1 pseudogene is annotated in these 1803 nt (G+C 42.3%); it reads right to left on the minus strand.

What is annotated here, in order from left to right:
* Positions 1–78: 78 nt before the first annotated feature.
* Positions 79–1801 (minus strand): annotated as a pseudogene (gene ltrA / locus O9324_RS01860) (group II intron reverse transcriptase/maturase).
* Between the last annotated feature and the right edge of the window lie 2 nt (positions 1802–1803).

Raw genomic sequence — 1803 nt, forward strand, 5'->3', positions numbered from 1 at the left:
TATTAGGGGTCGAGAAGGTCGTCACCGACCTCCCCTCCCATTCAGAACCGTGCATGAGACTTTCACCTCACACGGCTCCTAGTTTGACTGTTCCCTTGTTAGGGATACAACTTGACTTCTTTTGGTTGCCATCTTGGCTTCCATCTGATGCCGATTTATCATCGTGACAGTGGCGGTGTAGCAATTGAAGGTTTTTGTATTCATCCTTTCCGCCTAAGCTTAGAGGGTGAATGTGGTCAACTTCAATTAAATCCGATGGAGTGAAGTATTGTCCACATCGGCTACACTTGCCTTGTTGCTTCTTAAGTAGTTTGGCTACTCTAGTAGGCGTGTCGATTGCTTGTCCTCGTCTGGTCGCCCAGTAAGTCCAATTTCCGTCGAATGGTGAAGCGTCGGGGCGAACTAGGGTATGTCTGACAATTGGTGTCCAATTATGTTTCCATAATTGAAGCCCATCTTTGGTTTTAAATAACCAAGATTCGTGTCTTTCTTTCCCATTGCTAAGTTTAACTGTACCCGGTCTAAAGTAGTTTCTCAGTTTTTCGTAGTCCGCTTTACCGCATCTTGATACTGTCCATGCCCTTAACATTAACCAGATTGTGTGGTCTAGTTTTGTGAAGGTATCTGTGGATACTACTCCTGAGTAGTAGTTAGTCCAACCTCTAATGATTGGGTTTAGGTGACTAATCAGGGCTGATTGAGGTGCTTTTTTGTGTTTTTTGATTACACCTTTAATCGCTTCTGTGTGGGCTTTAACTGCCTTTTGGCTGGGTTTAATGTGGGTTAGGAATGTTTTAGGTATTCCTTTCGTTATTTTACCTGCTTTGTATTTTCCGGCTGGGTATTGTCTGATATTGAATCCTAGAAAATCAAAACCAGGTTCTTCCGTTTTCCCATTATATTCAATGGGGTTAAGTGTGTGACATACTCTGGTTTTTTCTGGTTTGAGTTCTAATCCTATCGGTTTTAACCATTCGGATATGGCAGTTTGGCACTGTTCAATGATTTCGAGTGATGGTGAAATCACTACGAAGTCATCGGCGTATCTTATTAAAACAGCTTGATTACCCTTCTTTTTGGGGAATTGTGTTTCAATTAATCTTGCCATTCCATCCAGTGCGATGTTGGCTAGTAGTGGACTTATTACCCCTCCTTGTGGTGTCCCTGTTTCTGTTTTTTCAAATACGCCGTTATCCAATACTCCTGCTTTGAGCCATTGTTTGATGTCTCTTTTCAGGGAACTTGGACAATGAATCTTTGACAGTAAAAAGTCGTGATTAATTCGGTCGAAACACTTGGCAATATCAGCATCTAATACAAAGTAGCTACCTTGATTGATGGTGATGTATATTTTTGATATTGCATCATGGGCAGACCTTCCCGGTCGGAAACCGTAGCTGGTTCCTTCCATTTTTGACTCCCATTCTGGTTCAAGTGCCGACTTAATCAACGCTTGTCTAGCTCTGTCTTTGATGGTTGGTATTCCTAGAGGGCGTTTTTCGTCCCTACCCGGTTTAGGAATCCATACCCTTCTTAGCGGTTTTGCTTTAGGTGTTCCCTTGATTTCTTCGGTTAGATTTAGCCTTTGTTCTGGGGATATTGCTATCACTCCATCGACTCCTGCTGTTTTCTTTCCTTGATTGTCTTGGGTTACTTTGCGAACTGCCAATAGACGAGCATAGTATGATTTTACCAATAGACGTTGCAACTTTCTAACCTTTGCTTCCTGTCCCGATTTAGCCGCTTGGTATATTCTCTTTTGGAGCTTGAAAACATATCTTTGGACTTTCGCCCAATTGATAG

Source organism: Microcystis sp. LE19-84.1B, from assembly GCF_027531875.1.
Classification (GTDB): Bacteria; Cyanobacteriota; Cyanobacteriia; order Cyanobacteriales; family Microcystaceae; genus Microcystis; species Microcystis panniformis.